Source organism: Secundilactobacillus angelensis (assembly GCF_012641075.1).
Classification (GTDB): Bacteria; Bacillota; Bacilli; order Lactobacillales; family Lactobacillaceae; genus Secundilactobacillus; species Secundilactobacillus angelensis.
Window position 1 is genome coordinate 41,216 of sequence record NZ_JAAXLJ010000013.1, and the last position, 19,122, is coordinate 60,337.

Annotated in this window: 17 protein-coding genes; 13 read left to right on the forward strand and 4 right to left on the reverse strand. The window is 44.1% G+C overall.

Annotated features, from left to right (window positions below):
• Positions 1-159 precede the first annotated feature (159 nt).
• Positions 160-861, forward strand: coding sequence for a class A sortase (locus HC026_RS08095; RefSeq protein WP_168925485.1), 702 nt, complete (start codon positions 160-162; stop codon positions 859-861).
• Between the two features lie 68 nt (positions 862-929).
• Here the strand turns inward: HC026_RS08095 and HC026_RS08100 are convergent, their stop codons facing one another.
• A complete protein-coding gene (locus tag HC026_RS08100) occupies positions 930-1,388 on the reverse strand; it encodes a low molecular weight protein-tyrosine-phosphatase (RefSeq protein WP_168925486.1) in 459 nt (152 codons plus the stop codon).
• Positions 1,389-1,557: 169 nt separating this feature from the next.
• On the opposite strand from HC026_RS08100, the gene HC026_RS08105 reads away from it, so the two are divergent.
• From HC026_RS08105 to HC026_RS08130, 6 genes are all read left to right on the forward strand, one after another.
• Positions 1,558-2,343 carry a hypothetical protein gene (locus tag HC026_RS08105; RefSeq protein ID WP_168925507.1) on the forward strand — a complete coding sequence of 262 codons (786 nt, stop codon included), beginning with the start codon at positions 1,558-1,560 and terminating at the stop codon, positions 2,341-2,343.
• 109 nt (positions 2,344-2,452) lie between these two features.
• Entirely contained in the window at positions 2,453-3,823 is a 1,371-nt protein-coding gene (locus tag HC026_RS08110) for a UDP-N-acetylmuramoyl-tripeptide--D-alanyl-D-alanine ligase (RefSeq protein ID WP_168925487.1), read from the forward strand.
• 183 nt (positions 3,824-4,006) lie between these two features.
• Positions 4,007-5,548, forward strand: coding sequence for a DEAD/DEAH box helicase (locus tag HC026_RS08115; RefSeq protein WP_168925488.1), 1,542 nt, complete (start codon positions 4,007-4,009; stop codon positions 5,546-5,548).
• Positions 5,549-5,724: 176 nt separating this feature from the next.
• Positions 5,725-6,087, forward strand: a complete 363-nt coding sequence (acpS, locus tag HC026_RS08120; protein WP_168925489.1) for a holo-ACP synthase — start codon at positions 5,725-5,727, stop codon at positions 6,085-6,087.
• On the forward strand, positions 6,084-7,193 hold the full coding sequence (alr, locus tag HC026_RS08125) for an alanine racemase (protein ID WP_168925490.1): 1,110 nt from the start codon (positions 6,084-6,086) through the stop codon (positions 7,191-7,193). The genes acpS and alr overlap by 4 nt, the downstream gene beginning before the upstream one ends.
• A 291-nt stretch (positions 7,194-7,484) precedes the next feature.
• Positions 7,485-7,871 (forward strand): type II toxin-antitoxin system PemK/MazF family toxin, encoded by a 387-nt coding sequence (locus HC026_RS08130; protein WP_168925491.1) that lies wholly within the window; start codon positions 7,485-7,487, stop codon positions 7,869-7,871.
• Positions 7,872-7,997: 126 nt separating this feature from the next.
• Here HC026_RS08130 and cbpA read toward each other — a convergent pair whose 3' ends face one another.
• From cbpA to HC026_RS08145, 3 genes are all read right to left on the reverse strand, one after another.
• A complete protein-coding gene (gene cbpA / locus HC026_RS08135) occupies positions 7,998-8,639 on the reverse strand; it encodes a cyclic di-AMP binding protein CbpA (protein WP_168925492.1) in 642 nt (213 codons plus the stop codon).
• A gap of 324 nt (positions 8,640-8,963) precedes the next feature.
• A complete protein-coding gene (locus HC026_RS08140) occupies positions 8,964-10,343 on the reverse strand; it encodes a L,D-transpeptidase family protein (protein ID WP_168925493.1) in 1,380 nt (459 codons plus the stop codon).
• 128 nt (positions 10,344-10,471) lie between these two features.
• Positions 10,472-11,425 (reverse strand): L-lactate dehydrogenase, encoded by a 954-nt coding sequence (locus HC026_RS08145; protein WP_168925494.1) that lies wholly within the window; start codon positions 11,423-11,425, stop codon positions 10,472-10,474.
• Positions 11,426-11,843: 418 nt separating this feature from the next.
• On the opposite strand from HC026_RS08145, the gene pth reads away from it, so the two are divergent.
• The 6 genes from pth (at position 11,844) to HC026_RS08175 (ending at position 19,040) form a co-directional block, all read left to right on the forward strand.
• A complete protein-coding gene (gene pth / locus HC026_RS08150; RefSeq protein ID WP_168925495.1) occupies positions 11,844-12,401 on the forward strand; it encodes an aminoacyl-tRNA hydrolase in 558 nt (185 codons plus the stop codon).
• A gap of 13 nt (positions 12,402-12,414) precedes the next feature.
• Positions 12,415-15,930: a transcription-repair coupling factor gene (gene mfd, locus HC026_RS08155; RefSeq protein WP_408640991.1), complete on the forward strand. Its 3,516-nt coding sequence runs from the start codon at positions 12,415-12,417 to the stop codon at positions 15,928-15,930.
• Between the two features lie 7 nt (positions 15,931-15,937).
• Complete coding sequence (locus HC026_RS08160; RefSeq protein ID WP_168925496.1) at positions 15,938-17,524, forward strand: polysaccharide biosynthesis protein; 1,587 nt, start codon at positions 15,938-15,940, stop codon at positions 17,522-17,524.
• A gap of 16 nt (positions 17,525-17,540) precedes the next feature.
• Positions 17,541-17,813, forward strand: coding sequence for an RNA-binding S4 domain-containing protein (locus HC026_RS08165; RefSeq protein ID WP_168925497.1), 273 nt, complete (start codon positions 17,541-17,543; stop codon positions 17,811-17,813).
• Positions 17,814-17,978: 165 nt separating this feature from the next.
• Entirely contained in the window at positions 17,979-18,365 is a 387-nt protein-coding gene (locus HC026_RS08170) for an FtsB family cell division protein (protein ID WP_168925498.1), read from the forward strand.
• 168 nt (positions 18,366-18,533) lie between these two features.
• Entirely contained in the window at positions 18,534-19,040 is a 507-nt protein-coding gene (locus tag HC026_RS08175; RefSeq protein ID WP_168925499.1) for a S1 domain-containing RNA-binding protein, read from the forward strand.
• Positions 19,041-19,122 lie beyond the last annotated feature (82 nt).

Sequence of the window (19,122 nt, forward strand, 5' to 3'; positions counted from 1 at the left end):
CAATCTTCTTTCTTTTAAAAATGCCTTCAATCGAGTAAAATATAGCAGTAATATTAAGGGTAGCACGTTTTCCTTTTGTAACCAAGGGTATACCAATGACGTGCTAAATGCGTTGGACCGCTTTCATCAGTGATTCAATAGGGATAATGGGGAGATAAAATGAAAAATAAAAGCCGTAACCAATTTTCAAAATGGTTGTACCGAATTGTTTTAGTGCTGCTGTTACTAGTTTCACTGGGACTGATATTCAATCAACAGATCAAAAATTACATGGTGAGTTCATACCAGCCAAAAATTACGGCGAAGTCAGCCGCAAATAATGATCAAAAGAAAGCTAATTTTAACTTTAAGAACGCCAAGTCCCTGAATTTTTCGACCGTGGCGAAAGCACGGATGAATGCGAAAAAGATTCTGCCGGTTGGACAGATCTTAGTCCCAAAGTCCGACGTCCATTTACCAATTGCCAAAGGGGTTGCCAACACCACGTTAGCACTTGCTGCCGGGACAATGCGGTCTGATCAAAAGATGGGCCACGGTAACTACCCCTTGGCTGGTCACCACATGGTGCGAAAAGATATCCTGTTCTCACCACTGTATTTTAAAACCAGAGTGGGTGACACGATTTACACCACTGATATGAAAAAGGTTTATACCTTTAAAGTTTACCGGCGTGAGTTCATTGATGCCACTCGAATCGACGTGGTGAACCAGACCAAGTCAAACATCATTACGTTGATCACTTGTGATGCAACGGGTGCTCGTCGGTTAATGATTCGTGGTCGGCTGACACAAACTGCAAAATATTCAGATACACCGGTTAAAGTCCAAAGAGAATTTGCCGCGAAATTCAATAACAAGTAGTCGAGTATCGAAAAAGTCGCATGACTGGCCTCAAAGGACCGGTCATGCGGCTTTTTAGTATGTCAAAGTTAGCCAGTAATTTTGTCCAACCAGGCGGGCAGGGCGGATTGTAACACCTGGTAGGTATACTCAAAACGGTGAGTATACCAAGGGTCGGGAATTTCTTGACCACGGTTGTCTGGCAAGATATCCAAACAGAGGTGAATCTTGTTCCGATCAGCTGCTGGGGCCATCTGCGTCAGGTTAAAAACGTTTTGATTATCCATGGTGATGATGTAATCAGCCCAGTTGAAATCTTGTTCGGTGATGGGGCGAGAGTGCATATAGCTGTAGTCTAGGCCATGGGCAGCCATTACTTTACGGGCGCCTGGATGGGGTGGGTTTCCCTCTTCTTCGCTACTAGTGGCGCAAGAGTCCACTTGAATTTGGTCCTGCAGACCAGCTTTTGCAACCAAGTTTTTAAAAATTGCCTCAGCCATTGGTGATCGGCAAATATTGCCTAAGCAGACAAAGAGTACGTTCGTCATAATGGAAACTCCTTTTGAGTATTTCCCCCATATTATTTGATAATCAGCAACCCGTCAAGAGACGTGACCGGCATAATAAATTTTAGCCGATTAATCGTTTAACGTCCTTTTCAGATGAAATTCGTAGTACAATAAAAATGTCTATAATTGAGAGAGTGTGGGAAAAGTGATGCAAGGGAATTTTGTCTATATCAATTGGGAGCAGGTGAACAATCTCGTGATTTCGTACGGGATTTCTTCAGCTGATTTTGTGAACGGCATACCAGATGTTCCCCAACGAATCGTTCTGATTGACGGCCAGCTTGAAGGAAACCAGGTCAATAATCACACCCGTTTTCAGACGGTAACTGGTCAGAATGCGGTCCGGGAATTTTTACTATCACGGACTGAGTCACCCAAGATGTGGTTAGATTATCATGAAGGTGATGACCTTGATTTAATGATGCCTAGCGAGATTGCTGAGCTCTTATACATGGCACATATGGGTACGCACTATCACCTCCCGCTCTACTCGAAATTACAAAATGCGTATGCTTATTTAAGCACTCATACTGGCTTCGTGAAAGTTTACTACCGTGAGATGGAAACGTTTGAACACATTTTGGATGTTTCATTAAAACGTCATTTAAGGCTGTTGCACAGTAACCGTTGGATGATGTTTAACCGGCCATTCTCAGTTAGTGATGTGCCAGTGGAAATCATTCAAAAGGTGCGAACGGCTTTTTCGGAAGGATTGGTCTTTGCGTTTGATCAAGCCGTTGAACGACGCCGGCGATATTTGATTCCTTTGCGGCTTCAGGAACACCCAGAACGGCAAAACTGGTGGCGCGACCGGATGGACGTGTACGAAACGACCCGTCAAGTTGGCACGCTGAGTTACGATGTGGAACAAAAACAGTGGGGGATTGAAATCACCGATGAATCCCCCTTTACAGGAAACGAAATGGATTTATAGGCGGAATCTCTCAAGTGAATGCTTGAGAGATCCTCGCCTTTTTCAGATGTGACCGTGGTATAATATTCGGCGTGAAATAAAAAAGAGACAAAATAGGAGATTGTGTTCAATGAAGATGCAACTTGGTGAAATCGCCAGTGCGGTTTCTGCTCAAAATGATACAAGTGCCTGGAACGAGATTGAGGTTTCAAGTGTCGCTTTTGATAGTCGTCATCTCTCCGCTGGGGCGTTGTTTGTCCCTCTAGAAGGAGAGCGGGACGGACATGAATTCGTTCAAAACGCAGGTAAAAACGGTGCAGTTGCCACACTCTGGAAAGCGGATCACGGAGAAGCACCTGCTGACTTGCCAGTGCTGGTTGTAGATGACCCATTAGCTGCCCTACAAGCACTTAGTCAGCATTATCTGCTTAAAATCAACCCTAAAGTGGTGGCAGTAACTGGCTCTAATGGGAAGACCACGACTAAAGACATGGTGGCCGCTATCCTTGCAACTCATTTTAACGTGACAAAAACAATGGATAACTTTAATAATGAAATCGGTGTTCCCGTGACTATTTTGTCAATGGAACCTAATACCGAGGTGTTAGTGATTGAAATGGGGATGGATCGGCCAGGACAGTTGGACTTCTTAAGTCGCCTGGTTGAGCCTGACGTTGCTATTATCACAATGATCGGAGAAGCCCACATCGAGTTCTTTGGGACACGGGATAAGATTGCTGATGCCAAGCTGGAAATTACGCACGGCTTGAAAGAGGACGGCACGTTTATTTATGATGGTGATGAGCCATTACTCGTTGAGCGCGCAAAGCAGGTTTCCCAGCGCCAATTAACGTTTGGCCGGCAGGAAAGCGATGATATGTATGCTTTAAACGTGAAGGGAACAGATACTCAGACAACGTTTTTCGCTAATGAGTGGCCAGATCAAGAGATGACTGTTCCAATGATTGGTGACTATAACGTCAATAATGCCTTAGCTGCACTGAGTGTTGCCAAGCTCTACCGAATTGCCCCTCAAGCCTCAGCTGGTGCCTTCACTAACCTTAATTTGACAGAAAATCGGGCGGAGTGGGTTCAAGGCAGTGCTGGAGAACGAATTTTAAGTGATGTTTATAATTCCAATCCAACCGCGGTCAAAGAAGTCATGGCAGCTTTCTCTGCAGTTGCTACTAACGGTAAGCGGCGGGTGGTACTGGGAGACATGCTGGAATTAGGTGACCAGTCTGATAGCCTACACGCAAGCCTTGAAACAGTATTTGATTCAAAGCTCGTGAGCGACGTTTATTTGGTTGGCCCCCACATGAAGGCCCTGTATACGGCGTTGCTGGACAGATTTGATCAGGCTCATCTCCACCTGTACGGTACAGATGAACAGGCCAAATTGATTACCCAGCTAAAAAGCGATCTGACACCAGAAGATATTGTGCTGATCAAGGGCAGTCACGGCATTCATCTTGAGAATGTTTTGGCAGCTTTACAGTAAATAGAAAGTGATGACTTCACCGCTAAGATAATAATTGTTGCTTTTATTGGTCGTGTGATGTATGATACTTTAGTTGTATTTCTTTTGAACTATCGTTTGTTAAAACGGGAAATAAGACGCAACACGAGACGGATTTCTCATAGTCTTATTTCCTTTGTAAAAGCCTATTAGGAGGATACTTATTTGAAGTTTTCAGAACTCGGGTTAACAAAAGCTTTACTCGAAGCCGTTGAACGAAACGGGTACGAGGAGGCAACCCCCATTCAAGCAGAAACCATTCCAATGGTATTGGAAGGTAAAGACGTTATCGGTCAGGCACAAACAGGAACTGGGAAGACTGCGGCCTTCGCATTACCAATTTTGCAAAACATCGACCGGGATGATCCCAACGTTCAAGCATTAGTCATTTCACCAACTCGTGAATTGGCGATTCAAACCCAGGAACAGATTTTCCAATTGGGTCGAGAAGAACATGCTAAGGTTCAGGTTGTCTACGGTGGTGCCGATATTCGTCGTCAAATCAACAGCTTGAAGAACCATCCCCAAGTCTTAGTCGGAACACCAGGCCGTCTGTTGGATCACATGAACCGTCGGACGGTGAAGTTAGACCACATTAAGATGCTGGTCTTAGATGAAGCCGATGAGATGTTAAACATGGGATTCTTGGACGATATTGAATCTATTATCAAGGCAACGCCAACTGAACGGCAAACCATGCTGTTCTCGGCGACAATGCCACCAGAGATCAAGCGTGTTGGTGTGCAGTTTATGCACGATCCTACTCACGTGAAGATCAAAGCAAAAGAATTAACGACTGACTTAATTGAACAATATTACGTCCGTGCTAAGGACTACGAAAAGTTTGATGTCATGACTCGGATGTTTGATGTCCAAGCACCTGACCTGAGTATTGTTTTCACCCGGACAAAACGTCGGGTAGATGAGATTACTCGTGGCCTTGAAGCCCGTGGTTATAATGCTGCTGGAATTCATGGTGACTTGACTCAAAAGAGTCGTTCACAAATCTTAAACCGTTTCAAGCACGGTAAGTTAGATATCTTAGTAGCAACCGATGTTGCCGCTCGTGGGATCGATGTTGAAGATGTGACACATGTCTTTAACTACGATATTCCTCAAGATCCAGATAGTTACGTGCACCGTGTCGGTCGTACTGGCCGTGCCGGACACCATGGTGTTTCATTAACATTCGTGACACCAAACGAAATGGATTACTTGCGTGAGATCGAGAAGTTAACTAAGGTGCGGATGTTGCCATTGAAGCCACCTTCGGAAGCCGAAGCTTTTAACGGTCAATTAAGCAATGCTGAAGAGACTGTTAAGAACTTGGTTGAAAAGACTGATACTGAAAAGTACGCTGACGTTGCTTCGAAGCTGCTTGATCAGTACGAAGCAGTGGACTTAGTTGCTGCACTCTTGAACGACTTAACCAAGGATAACTCTAATCAAGTACCCGTTAAGATTACGCCAGAACGGCCATTACCTCGTCACAAGGGTGGCGGCGGTAACCGGAACTATCGTGGCGGTCATGGCGGTGGCCATGGTCGTGGCGGTAACAACCGTCGTTACGGCAAGAGTAATGACAATCACCGTCGCTTTGGTGGTTCTAACAAGGATCATCGGGATCATGGTGGTAGTCGTGATCGTCGTAAGAGCAGCGCTGGTTCAGGTACCAAGCACGGCTTTACGATCCGTAAAAAAGACTAATTTTAAAACAAATGGAGATTCTTCAGTCAGTGAGCTGAAGAATCTTTTTTTGGTCTTTTTTATTAAAAATTAGCGAGTGAAAATGCATCAACTCAGCGTGAGTAGGTATCATGTTACCAGCTAAGTGAATGTGTTAAAATTAGAGCACGAAAACAGTGCGAAAGTGAGGCCACGGCTTGATATACGGAATTGGAGTAGATATTGAAGAAATTAGCCGGATTTGTGAGGTATCCGATCAAGAACGGTTCGTAAAGAAGGTACTGACCCCAAAAGAGACTGCGGTGTATCAGACTTTAAGCGGAAAGCATGCCGCAGAATTTCTTGCTGGTCGTTGGTCTGCTAAGGAAGCCTATAGTAAGGCATTGGGAACTGGTATTGGTGTGGCGGTTTCGTTTCAAGATGTGGAGATATTAGATGATGCTACGGGTAAGCCAGAACTAGTTAAACACCCATTTAATGGCCATGGCTTCGTCTCAATCTCGCACACTCGTGAATTAGTGATGGCTCAAGTTCTGCTAGAAGGAGATGCAGTGAAATGACAATTGGTATTCATCGGCCGACTCAGTTGGTCATTGATCAGTCAGCTATTTTTCAAAATATTGCCACTGAAAAGTCCCGGCTAAAGCCCGGGGTTGAGCTGTTTCAAGTTGTTAAAGCTAATGGTTATGGTCACGGCATCATCCAAGTTGCCAGAGTAGCGGAAAAAGCTGGTGCCACTGGTTTTTGTGTTGCCATTTTAGACGAGGCATTAACGCTGCGAGAGGCTGGTTTTATGCAGCCAATTTTAGTATTGGGCATTATGGAACCACAGTATGCCGATATAATGGCAGCTCAGCATATTTCGGCCACTGTTGGGTCAATTCAGTGGTTGGAAGAAGCAACAAGGTATTTGGCTGATGCACATCAATTAGCCGTTCATTTAGCCCTAGATACTGGTATGGGACGGATTGGATTTCAGCACCCTGCAGAGTTAAGCCAAGCCGTTGAGTACCTTGAGGGCAAGAACCAGTTTGATTTCGAGGGGATCTTTACCCATTTTTCCAAAGCCGACTCTGCGGATACCGCTTATTTTCAGCAGCAGATTGGCCGGTGGGAAGCTTTCATGGCCGTTTTACCTACCCGGCCAAAATATGTTCACGTGTCTAACTCAGCCACTAGTCTTTGGCACGACGCTTGCAATGGCAATATGATTCGCTACGGAGTGGCGGCGTATGGGTTGAATCCTTCAGGCACTGAATTGACCGTCCCATTTGATTTGAAACCGGCCATGAGCTTGACCACCAAAATGACGTTTGTCAAAGAGTTGCCCAAAGGTTATTCTGTGAGTTACGGTGCGACCTACACTGCACAACAAGATGAGTGGGTAGGCACGTTACCAATTGGTTATGCAGACGGCTATGAGAGACGATTGCAAGGCTTTCATGTGCTCGTTAACGGCGAGTATTGCGAAATCATTGGCCGGGTCTGCATGGATCAGATGATGATTCGATTACCTCACGAATATCCGGTAGGAACCATAGTGACATTAGTTGGTGAGAATCATGGAAAAACAATTAGTTTGCAGGACGTGGCAGACTATTGCAGTACGATTCATTATGAAATTGCCTGCGGTTTCACACAGCGTTTGAAGCGAACTTATAAGTAACTCGTACGAATCTTTTGCCTGACCAAAACCGGGCAAGGGGTTCTTTTTTTATGATTGCAATGGTAGAATTATAAGAATGAGTAACGGAGAAATAGGAGTCTATCAAGGAAAGTTATAACTTACTAAGTATAATTAGTGGGAAAGTTGTCTAAGTATTAACTTTTCAAGTACCGATTGTTATCGGCTTAACGGATCTGACGGAATCTTTGATCACCGGCTACGAATAATAAGCCACTCAGCTATAGTAGGAGGATTCATAACTGATAGTGACGAATGACAGGGGATGAATGGATGGCGAATGACGAGATCAAACGGGGAGATATTTACTATGCCGATTTATCCCCAGTGGTTGGGTCGGAACAGGGTGGTGTCCGGCCGGTATTGATCGTTCAGAACAATATTGGTAATCATTACAGTCCTACAGTGATTGTGGCTGCGATAACGGCCAGAATATCTAAGCCCAAAATGCCAACTCACGTGCCGATTAAAGCCCATCATACAGGCATCGAAAAAGATTCGGTGATTCTGTTGGAGCAGGTTCGCACAATCGATAAGCAGCGATTGAAGGATCACGTGGCGCAGTTAGACGATGCAACCATGCAACAGGTTGATCACGCATTAGAAGTGAGCATCGGTTTAACTAAGAAAAATGACCATAAGCAGCATAAACGAGCTTAATTTTTGTTAACTTACATAATTTAGAGTACGACTGATTCTATTACTTTTAACCAAAACAAACGAGCCTCGTTCCGATTAGCATTCGGAATGAGACTCGTTTATTTATACTAAGTTGACGTTTAACAACTAGATTTCATTGTTTAAATTTTCAATTTCTGGCACTCTAAATTCTTTTCGTTCTAATGCATGAACAATGCGATCGAGTTTATTCTTGTCCACATCAGCAGGTAGGGTGAACATGATCCGATGAACGAGTTCACCATCCTGGGCATCAAGGCTGATAACGCTGGCGATGTTGGTGTACTTGGTGATGATCTTAGCGATACCAACTAAGTCGCCACGAGTACCTGGTGAAACAACGGTTAACACGTAGGAACCAATGTTGACGTTCCATGATTGCGAAAGCATATCCATTAATCGAGTGTGGGTTAAGATACCGTAAAATTTATTTTCTGCATCCAGGACCGCGATATACGGAAGATCCTTGATTGAGAAAAAGACGTTGAAAAACGCGGCGTCGATTTTGATGAACTTGGTGGCGTTTTTCAATAACGTCGTCACTGGCAGTTGCATATCACCACCACGAGATTTGTGTCGATAAATGTGCATCTTATAGATATTACCCCGGAAAATCGTCCCGGTTTCATCTAAAATTGGTACACAGCGATAACCGGAATCTTCAAGCACCTTCAGAGCTTCTTCTAAAGTGACGTTTTCTTGGACTGTCACCAATCGCTCTTTGGGCTTAATCAAGGATTTCAACAACATTGAGTGTAACCTCCTAATAATTAGAACTCTCTAATAAACTAAAAATATCATAACATAAAATTTACCCGATAAACAATATGAATACCGAGTTATTAAGGAAAAACAACAATTTGGTAAATTAAAATCCGCCGAATTTTTGCTGGTCAGCATAACAAGTTAATGGCGATGGAGAACTACTTATCTTTAACCGCCGAGGAACTGGCCTTTTGCTAGAAATTGGGCGTCCAAACACGAATTCCAGTCGTTTAACGTAAACATGCCTATCCCAACAAAGATCGTTGAAATAGGCATGTTTTGTTTTAAATACTGTTTGTTACAGGATCACTAATAAATGACAACCGGTGTGTGTAATGGTACCGCAGCAAACACTTTGCTAACAACAGAAGGCGGGGTATTCACACAACCATGTGAGCCATGAGTTAAATACCAGTTACCACCGTAGCGAGGTTGCCATGGTGAATCGTGAATGCCGACACCCGTGTTGTCAATAGGCATCCAGTATTTCACTGGTGATGCATAGTTGGAACCATCATCGTTTTTTCCACGCAAGGTGGCATTTCGCTGCTTACTCCAAACGTCAAAGACCCCTGATGGCGTAGTTCCAGAAACCGGTTTACCGGTGACAACAGCCGTGGAGATAATGACTTTGCCGTTCTTATGAACCCACATGTGCTGAGCAGACTTCGAAACTTCGATGTAGGTACTGCCAAGGTCGGAACCATCTTTGTGGTAGCCCGTGCCTTGAATGACTGGTGTTCGCGTCATTGACTTGCCAGCCAAAACTGCTTTAGCAAGGATCGGCGTTTCAGAGGCAACTTTAATGCTCCAGCCATAGATACCGGCTGGCACTTTTACTGTTTTACCATCGTGAGCTTTAAAATGACGAGTCTTGTGAATGGTGCCATACTGATAACTTAGTTTGGTTAAATAGGCTTCAATTTTACTATTTGAAGCAGCAATCTTGCCATTTTTGCTGGTTAACCAACTGGCAATTGTGTCGCTTGGAACTTTGATAGAGTGGTTGGTAATGTGATAGGTGATCTGATTTTTAGCTAATTTTTCTGCCTGATTTTTCGCTTTGACCAGTGCCTTACTCTTCTCAGTTACAGTTGGTTTGACGTAAGCCCGAGCCAAGTTGATGGTTGATTGGTGTTTTTCAATGGCATCTGCAAGTGCAGACTTAACAGATGCTTGCGAAACTTCAGTCCCATAAACTGGTTTTTGAATGGTAAATTGATGACCTTTGTAAGCCAGCTTGGCGTTATGAGTTGACGTCCGATTTGTGCCCGCAGTTTGCACGATTCGAGTTGCCAAAGTGGTTAAATCGGCATCGTTTAGTGCACTAGCGCTCAGTCGTTTATCATCAGCTGAAGCGCTGATGATATGGGCTGGCCAACTAAACGCATTTTGCTTGGCAATCATTTGTTTAAGCTGAGTTGTCGAATAAGCCTTCACACCGGCTTCACGTGAAGTAAATTGAGCTAGTGATTTTGAATGTTCCTTGACTGTATAAGTTTGATTAGACAGTTTTGTTTTTAATGTTTGGGCTGCTTGTTCAGCGGTCTGGCCACCAACTTGAATGCCACCAATTTGGGTGTCGCTCAAGAAGTGACTATTATAATGGGCCGTTCGCCAACCGTAACCAATCGCAAGAATTGCAATTACAGTTAAGCCCGCGGAGACCCAACGTGAACGATGTGTCATGTTCTGATCCTCCTTATGGTCATCTATAAGGATAAGGCATATTCGGCCAAAACTCAATTTATCTTAGTCAAAAAAGCACCCCCTAAATAGGAGGCGCCAGACTTGATGCTGCGTGTTTTAGCGAGCTATCAGTTATTGAGAGCTGCCAAACCATCTTTCGTAACTTTCTTTAAAGTCTCTGCAGATGCTTTCATCTTTGCTTGTTCTGCTTCGCTTAGTGGTACTTCAATGACGCCAGCTAGGCCAGATGCGTTAATAATTCCTGGTGTTCCAATGAAGATGTCATCAAGACCATATTCACCATCTAAGGCTGCACCAACTGGCAGAATCGCATTTTCATCATGGAAGATTGCTTTTGTGATCCGCATCAGGCTGGTAGCAACACCATAATAGGTCGCGCCCTTGGAGTTAATAATTTCGTATGCCTTATGCATGGTTTGATCTTCAATTTCGTCAAGATCTGCATCAGTGATCCCATTTTCCTTTGCAACTTGGCGAAGCGGTTTCGAACCAATTGTCGCTTCATCATAAGCAGCAAATTCGGTATCACCGTGTTCACCCAAAATGTAGGCGTCAATGCTACGTGGGTCTAAGTTGAGTTTTTTACCGATAGCAACCCGTAAACGAGAAGTATCGAGAGAAGTTCCGGAACCAATGACACGGTTCTTTGGGAAACCTGAGAATTTCCAGGTAGCATATGTCAGGATATCTACTGGATTAGCAGCAACTAAGAAAATCCCGTTAAAACCAGAATCCACAATTGGTTTGACAATCGAGCTTAGAATTTTCAGGTTTTTGTCGACGAGGTCAAGTCGGGTTTCACCAGGTTTTTGTGGTGCGCCAGCCGTGATGACAACCAGGTCTGCATCCTTTGCGTCGCTGTATTCGCCTGAATAGACTTTTTTGGGCGCTGTAAATGCTTGTGCATCTTCAAGATCAAGCGCATCCCCACGGGTTCGTTCCTTGATGACATCGACAACAACCAGTTCTTCAGCTAATCCTTGTTGCATTAATGCAAAAGCGTATGCCGATCCTACGGCACCGTCGCCAACAAGAACAACCTTTTGATGACTCTTTGTCATTAGTACCCACCTCTTTCAGAATATTAAACTGTTACCATAAGATAGTTTATCATGAAATGGGAAGCGCTTACAACTGTTTAACATTATGAAATTGGAACTTTCATTGGGCTGATTTGTGAAAGCAGGTGTGGTACGGAACTGCTACTATTAAAAGGATAGACCAACTAGTTAATTTTCATTGCACAAACTCATAATAAGCTGATTATAATAAGGCTGATCAAATACATGGCTGAACTTAACCCACTTCTTTCAGAGTAAGATGGCATGCATCCGCGAGGGACATATGCTATACTTTGACATGATATTGAGTGATAAATTAGTTCGTAAGAATTTTTTACGCTGAACGGTTGAGACTACCGTTCAGCTATTTTGCATGTTTTAATGTATAGACGAAGAGAAATAGGGAGCGAATTTAGAGATGAAGATGATCGTTGGCCTTGGAAATATTGGGCCACAATATAAGAAAACCCGGCATAATACTGGGTTTATGGTCGTAGAGCAGTTTGCACAGAAGGCCGGGCTCGAGTTTACTAGTCGGAAGATGGAAGCGAAACTGGCGACTGGCCAAGTGAATGGTGAAAAAGTCATGCTCGTTGAGCCCACGACGTTTATGAATGAATCCGGTCGGGCAGTTGGTGCATTGATGCACTTTTACAAACTGGATATTGATGATTTAATCGTGGTTCACGATGATATGGACATGCCGTTAGGAAAGATCCGGATTCGGCCAAAGGGTTCTGCTGGTGGTCACAATGGCATTAAAAGCATTATTGCAGCATTAGGAACAAGTGAATTTAACCGGATTAAGGTGGGCATTCAACACCCTCAAAAGAGTACGGTGGTCAACTACGTTCTGGGCAAATTCACGGAGGAACAGCAAGTCGACTTCAACGTTGCAGCTGACCACGCGGTTGCTGCATTATTTGATTGGGTCGATGGGAAATCAATTCCCGATTTAGAGAATCAATACAATTAAGGAGTGAGGTTAAGTGCAACTTGCAGATTTTTTTGCAAATATGCCACAGTATCAGAAAATAGTTGCTGGTTTTGATGGGTCACACCGGTCACTATTGACTGGCATTGCGGGCTCAGCTCGATCACTGCTAATTTCGACCCTGTTGCAAAAGGAACAAAGGCCGATGATTTTTGTGACTGACACGATGTATCATGCCGATCAGCTGACCGACGAATTAAGCGGGCAACTGACTGATGATCAGTTGTATGAATTTCCAGTTGAGGAGCTATTAGCAGCGGAAATTGCCACCAGTTCGCCCGATTTTCAAAGTCAGCGGATTCAGGCGTTAAGTGCATTGACGCAACAAAAGCCAGCGGTCATTGTGACGTCAGTTTCCGGTTTGCGCCGACAGTTGCCTCAACCTGAGTTATTTAGTCAGGCGCAAATCCCACTAAAGACCGATGGTGAAGTTGACCTAGAAGACCTTGCTGCAAGGCTGCAGCGGATGGGTTATGTCCGGCAAAAGCTGGTTGACGCTCCGGGCGATTTTGCCATTCGAGGGTCGATTATCGACATTTACCCGTTGGATACAGAATACCCCGTTCGAGTGGACTTATTTGATACTGAAATCGATTCATTACGTTATTTTGATGCCAGCACGCAGCGAAGCGTTGAAAATGTGGATTCCGTCACCATTCATCCCGTTAGCGACATGTTAATGACACCAGAACAACGTCAAACAGCGGCCGACGAATTAAATAAGAAGTTAGCCAAGGAACGAAAAAAACTATCCGATGATGATGGCGATTTATTAGCCAATAGCATCACCCCCCTGATTGAATCTTTAACCAAGGGGGATGTTTCAGCTGAATTGAGATTGTTTGCCAACGACTTTTTTGGCAAAACGAACCTCTTGGACTATTTAAGCGACAACGGGTTGTTGCTGATTGATGATTACCCGAGATTGCGGGATGCCAATAAGCAGCTGGAAACGGATGAAGCAAACTGGATGGTTGATAAGCTAAGAGCTCATCAAGTTTTTAGTGACCAGCAATTTGGCTTGCATTTTCAAGACGTACTGAAACGCGACCAGCACGCTGAGGTGTTCTTTGCGCTCTTCCAAAAGGGCATGGGTAACATGCGTTTTGATCAATTGGTTGAAATCAAAACGCGAGCGATGCAACAGTTCTTTGGCCAGATGCCTTTATTGAAGCAGGAAATCAACCGCTGGCAGGCATCTAAGCAAACCGTCGTGATGATGATGGCAAACGAGGAACGATTGAACAAGGTGTCACAGACGCTGGATGATTTCGGTATCAATGCCGTGATGACAAAAGCCAGTGATATCCAACCCGGCGTGGTCCAAATTATTCCGGATTCTAGTCAAAGCGGCTTCGAGTTACCGGATGCTAAATTAGTGATCATTACCGAATCGGAAATGTTCAAGCAGGTGACGAAACATCATCGTCGTCGGCAAACGATGCAAAACGCTGAACGGTTAAAGTCGTATACAGACTTGAAACCAGGTGACTACGTGGTTCACGTTAACCACGGGATCGGTCGCTTTGAGGGGATGCAGACGCTAGAAGTGGACGGTGTTCACCAAGACTACATGACAATTGCTTATCAGAGTGATGCCAAACTTTTCATTCCGGTGACGCAACTCAACCTGATTCAAAAATACGTTTCGTCAGAAGATAAGAAACCGCATATTAACAAACTTGGTGGTGCCGACTGGGCCAAGACGAAGAAGAAGGTCGCCGCTAAGATTGAAGATATCGCTGACGACTTGATTGAACTCTATGCTAAGCGGGATTCAGAAAAGGGTTATGCTTTCCCTCGTGATGACAGCTATCAAAAAGAGTTCGATGATGAGTTTCCGTATTCCGAAACACCCGACCAATTACGCAGTATTGAAGAAATAAAGCATGACATGGAAAAAAACAAACCAATGGATCGCCTGTTAGTTGGTGACGTTGGCTACGGTAAAACCGAAGTGGCATTACGAGCCGCTTTTAAGGCAATTGAAGCTGGTAAGCAAGTTGCTTTCTTGGTGCCCACGACGATTTTGGCACAACAACACTACGATACCATGACCAACCGTTTCGAAGGTTTCCCCGTCAATGTAGCAATCCTGTCACGGTTCCAGACGACTAAAGAAGTTCATCAGATTATCCATGGCCTAGAGGACGGCAGTATTGACGTGGTCGTTGGCACACATCGTTTATTATCTAAAGACGTGAAGTTTAAAGATCTTGGCCTTTTGTTAGTCGACGAGGAGCAACGGTTTGGTGTAAAGCATAAGGAGAAGCTGAAGCAGATGAAGTCACAAGTGGATGTTTTGACGTTAACTGCCACGCCAATTCCAAGAACGTTGCACATGTCAATGCTTGGTGTTCGAGACCTTTCCGTTATTGAAACCCCACCAGCAAACCGGTTTCCTATTCAGACCTATGTGATGGAACAAAACGCCGGCGCGCTTCAGGATGGTATTCGGCGTGAAATGCAGCGTGGTGGTCAAGTCTTTTACCTGCATAATCGGGTTGGCGACATTGAAGAGACGGTCAGTCAGATCAAAGCGCTAGTGCCGGATGCTGAAGTGGCCTATATTCACGGACAGATGACTGAAGCGCAGCTGGAAGGTATTTTATACGACTTCATTCGTGGTGAATACGATGTGCTGGTAACCACGACGATTATTGAAACCGGGATGGATATTCCAAACGCCAATACGCTGTTTGTTGAAGATGCTGATCATATGGGATTGTCACAGCTCTATCAGTTGCGTGGTCGAATTGGCCGAAGCAACCGGGTGGCTTACGCCTACTTTATGTATCAGCCGAACAAGGTGCTGACAGAAGTGAGTGAAAAACGGTTGGAGGCCATCAAAGACTTTACCGAATTAGGTTCTGGGTTCAAAATTGCCATGCGAGACCTGTCAATTCGTGGGGCAGGTAACTTGCTGGGTAAGCAGCAAAGTGGCTTTATTGATTCGGTGGGGTATGATTTGTATACTCAAATGCTGACAGAGGCAGTCTCGAAGAAGCAGGGTAAAAAGGCTAAGCCAAAGACTGACACGACAGTTGAACTTGGCCTAGAAGCTTACCTCCCAGATACGTACATTGGTGATCAGCAGCAAAAAATCGAAATGTATAAGCGAATTCGCCAGATTGAAGGACCAGATGACATCACTGAAGTTCAGGATGACTTAATTGATCGGTTTGGTGAATATCCAATTGAAGTGACAAACTTATTGGCAATCAGTCAGGTGAAACTTCAAGCGGATGACGCATTGATTGAAAAGATTCACCGCATTAAAGACCAGATTGAAGTCACCTTCTCAAGTAAGGGAACGGAACGGTTCAGCGGTGAAAACGTGTTTAAGGCGCTATCCGATACCAAGTTGAAGGCAAGTGTGGGCTTGTCTAATGATAAATTAGTTGTTAAGTTGGTCATTCAGCCTAAGATGACGCCTAAGAATTGGATGGATGAACTGGATCAATTTGTGAAGGCACTAAGTGAAATGGCTGCTGAGGCAACGACAAAATAGGTGGATTATGCAACGTAAAACGATGAAAACAGTGATGCAAGGTGCACTTTTACTTTCGGTGGCATCGTTGATTGCAAAAATTTTGAGTGCAATATATCGGGTTCCCTTCCAGAACATGGTCGGCAACACCGGTTTTTACGTGTATCAACAAATTTATCCTATTTATGGAATCGGGATGACCTTCGCGCTGAGTGGCCTACCAATGTTTATTTCTAAATTGGTGGCCGAAAGTGATAGCGGTGAAGTTAAGCGGTCGTTGATTTCCAGAATCTTCATTATTTTAGCTGGTTTCTCATTAGTGGTGTTTTTGGGACTGCAAGTCTTTGCGTTACCTATTGCTGGGGCAATGGGTGATCCCGGCTTAACCCCGATTATTCGATCCGTGAGTTGGTTATTTTTGTTTTCACCATTTTTGGCCGTGAGCCGTGGTTATTTTCAGGGCCAATACGAGATGCGACCCACGGCTTTATCCCAGCTGGTTGAGCAAGCTATCCGGGTAGGCGTGATTCTGTGCGTGGCCTACTGGGCGATGAAACATCACTGGAACGTTTATCAAATGGGTAAATGGGCTATGAGCAGTGCGCCCATTGCGGCAATCTTTGCCTCAGCAGTCATGCTATATTATGTTTGGCAGCATCAGTTGAAATTTTTGAAGCCGTCTGCACAACTCGTGACGTCGGACACTAGTTATGGTGTGTTGGTCAAGCGGTTGTTAATTGAAGGCGGGACGATCAGTTTGTTCGCGTCCATGATGGTCTTGTTGCAGCTAGTGGATTCATTTACGGTGATGCGAGGATTGATGATGCAAGGCACGCCACCGTTAATCGCCAAGTCCATTAAAGGGGTCTATGACCGGGGACAACCACTCGTGCAATTAGGTCTCGTGGTTGCCACTTCATTTTCTTCCTCACTGTTACCTTCACTGACAGAATCACTCGTACACGGGACGCATCGGCAGTTTGTTCGGCAAGCCAATACGGTGATCAGAATGAGTCTGGCTATTGCTACCGCCGCTGCTGTTGGCTTGATCGCGTTGATGCCAGAGGTCAACGTGTTATTATTTGGTAATCAGCAAGGTAATGCGGTGTTATCGGTGTATGTTCTGAGCATTATTTTTGCAACTTTGATTATGATTGATAACAGTATTCTACAGAGTTTGAATCAATTTGCCGTCACAATTGCGGGATTAACGCTGGGATTAGTTGTTAAAGTGCTTTTGAATCAGTGGGCGGTGATTCATTTTGGAGCCATTGGCGCTAGTTGGATAACGGTGTTGGCATTATTACTCATGACCGGTTTTTTGATGCGACAGTTACGAAAAGAACAGTTGAGAGCTCTTAAGCACGGCTTTTTGCCGAAACTGGTTTTAATTTCGCTAGTCATGCTCATAGCAGTTCGATTGATTATCCCGGTGGGTAACTGGCTGACAGCTGCCTGGTCACCACGGATGACGGCGTTGGCCGATGCAGCCTTAGGGATTCTCGTTGGCGTAGTCATCTTCGTATCATTAGCGTTAAAATTAAAATTACTATCGCTGCGTGAGTGGCTGCTGCTTCCCCACGCCGAACACCTGTTACGTTGGTTAAATAAGTAAATTCTGGAGGCTCAAAATGAGACTAGATAAATTTTTGAAGGTATCACGCATTATTAAAAGACGCACCGTTGCTAAAGAGATTGCTGATCAGGGCCGAATCACGATTAACGACCGGGTGGCTAAATCGTCCACCGATGTGTCGCCCAATGACGTCCTGGTCATTAAATTCGGTAACAAAACACTCACTGTTCAGGTGCTGCAGTTATTAGAGACAACCAAAAAGCAGGATGCTGAAAACATGTTTAAGATCGTCAGTGAGGATTACGAGAAGGATTACCGTAACGAATGAAGGTAAATGAGTCATTTGTTACGTTCTGCGTTTTAACCGCTTAGTTTCAGTTTTGTACTGTTACAGTTATGTGACATTCGGTGAATCCGCTTTAAATCTCATAGACAACCCCATTGAACGTTGATATACTTTTAATATGAGGATATTGGCGTGGGGGGCGTTAAAATGGCAAAACAATCGAATATTACGCAGCTTGATAATCAATACACAAGAGAAGTGAATAAAAGCACGCACCGAGCAGTGTTGAGCAAACAGCGCAAAAAACGTGCTTTGATCATTATTAGCGGCTTTTGTTTGGCGTTTTTCGTGTTAGGTTTTAAGATTGTACAGGCTAAAAATACAATGAGCCAAACTAACGTCCAAATTACACGTCAACAGCAAAAACTGACGCGGGTGAAGCAAACCCATCAGAATCTGAATGAACATGTGAAACTTTTGAATAATAAGAATTATTTAGAAAATCTCATTCGTTCAAAGTACTATTATGCCAAGTCAGGAGAAACGATTTATAGTCTTCCTAATGATAAGGCAAATGATGTGACGGCGAAGTAGAGGTCAGTTGAGAACTAAAATGAAGCTGGTTTCAAGTGTGAACTTGTGTCCAGCTTCATTTTTATGTTTGAGATGAGATTTTGATTAAATATTCGCGCTATGTTCAGGCTTGTTTGACAAGAAATGTGCTATACTATTATTACAAATTTAAGGAGGAAATTCTTGTTTATGGCAATCGAGGTTGGAGCAAAAGTTGCTGGTAAAGTTTCAGGTATCACGAATTTTGGTGCGTTCATTGATTTAGGCGATCATAAGACCGGATTGGTGCACATCAGTGAAGTCTCAGATGGCTTCGTAAAGGATATTCATGATGTCTTGAGTATCGGCGACGAGGTGACAGTAAAGGTTCTAAACATCGGTGATGATGGTAAGATAGCATTATCGATCCGTAAGGCTCAGGATAAACCTGAAGGCCACTCTGAACACGAGCATCATGATCATGAGCGTCACGAAAGTAATAGTAATCACCACAGTGGCGGTAATAGCCATTATCGTAGCAGCAACAACAACGGTGGTGGACACCCCCGAAACAATAGTAACCACTCGAATTCAAACCATAAGGAGAGTTTCGATGACTTAATGTCTGGCTTTCTTAAGGAAAGTGAAGACCGGTTAGCAACACTTAAGCGTAATACTGAAGGTAAACGCGGTGGTCGTGGCGGCCGTCGAAGCTAATAAATTCGATAATAATTAAACCGAAGTGTCCGTTTGCAAAATAGCCGTTTTGTAAAGGACACTTCTTTTTTATTGAAGAGGG